Annotated in this window: 1 protein-coding gene; it reads right to left on the bottom strand. The window is 62.9% G+C overall.

Annotated features, from left to right (window positions below):
- Nucleotides 1–276 precede the first annotated feature (276 nt).
- Nucleotides 277–1,314, bottom strand: coding sequence for an IS110 family RNA-guided transposase (locus CO669_RS34780; protein ID WP_097667117.1), 1,038 nt, complete (start codon nucleotides 1,312–1,314; stop codon nucleotides 277–279).
- Nucleotides 1,315–1,392 lie beyond the last annotated feature (78 nt).

Raw genomic sequence — 1,392 nt, 5'->3', positions numbered from 1 at the left:
GGGACCCATATGTGGACGGCCCCCGTGGCACAAGAGCTTAGTGAGGTTTGACCGGGTCGCTTGCATCCATATGTGCGGCCTGTTGGGTGCAGCTTGTTCGCCGCTGGCCAAGATGGCTTCCGCAACACGAGTTCCAATCACCGCAGCGGCCCTTGTACAGCCAATGGGTCCCACGGATTTGCTCGCGTCTCGGGTCGACCGATCACTCCATCTTCTCTGCTCTTGCAGCTCCGGTTAGGCCGGTGGACTAAGCCGCCGGCCGGCCGAATCTCTTAGCTAAGCGGCGGTTGCCGTAGCGGCATCGTGCCGCGCACTGTCGTAGCTTTCTCCAGTTGTCATCAGCTTCCAGGCGATGCGGGCCATCTTGTTGGCCAGCGCCACTGCAGCAAGCTTGGGTGTCTTGCGCTTCAACAGCTCGATCAGCCAGCGAGGCCCGCGATCTCGGGTTTTGGCCATCTTCACAACCGAGGTCGCCCCGACCACCAGCAACTGACGTAGCCTCTCATCACCTGCACGGGTTATCTTGCCGAGCCGGGTCTTACCCGCGGTGGAATGGTCTTTGGGCGTTAGGCCGAGCCAGGCCGCGAACAGCCGCCCCGAGCGGAAGGCGTGCGGATCTGGCGCCTTCATCACCAGCGCCGCCGCCGTGACTGGACCGATCCCCGGAATCTGCGCCAATCGCCGGCTCATGGCATCGGCCCGGTGCCAGGCAAGCAGCCTGGCCTCGATCGCCTTCAACTCGACCTGCACCTGTTCATATTGGCGAGCCAGCATTGCAAATAGATCGCGGGCCAGTCCCGGCACACGCTCGTCCTGCCCGATGGCCGTCAGGAATGCGGCGAGCTTGTCCAACCCCTTGGCTGCGATCAAGCCGAACTCCGCCGCATGCCCGCGGATCGTGTTGGAGAGTTGCGTGCGACGCCCGACCAATTGATCGCGTACGCCCAGCAGCATCAGCGCGGCCTGCTGATCGGCCGTCTTCACCGGCACATACCGCATCCGAGGCCGGCTCGACGCCTCGCACAGCCCTTCCGCATCGCGCCCATCGTTCTTGTTGCGCGCCACGTAGGGCTTCACCAGCTGTGGTGCGATCAGCTTGACCGTGTGTCCTGACCTGCCGAGCTGGCGCGCCAAGTGGTGGGCGGCCCCACAAGCCTCGATCACGACCACCGTTGGCGGCAGCTTCGCAAAAAAATCCAGCATCGCTTTGCGGCTAAGTCGCTTGCGCAGTACGACCTGCTCGGACGCATCAACGCCATGCAGCTGGAAAATATACTTCGACGTATCCATCCCGATACGGATAATCTGGCTCACGGACGGCTCCTGTGAATGGGTGTCTGACAACCTCATTCTGGCACACTGATGCCGTAGGGGGCCGTCCACCCCATCACC

This window comes from Bradyrhizobium sp. Y36, from assembly GCF_002531575.1.
GTDB lineage: Bacteria > Pseudomonadota > Alphaproteobacteria > Rhizobiales > Xanthobacteraceae > Bradyrhizobium.
The sequence above is the reverse complement of the archived record's forward strand: the minus strand, read 5'-3'. Positions and strand labels throughout refer to the sequence as shown.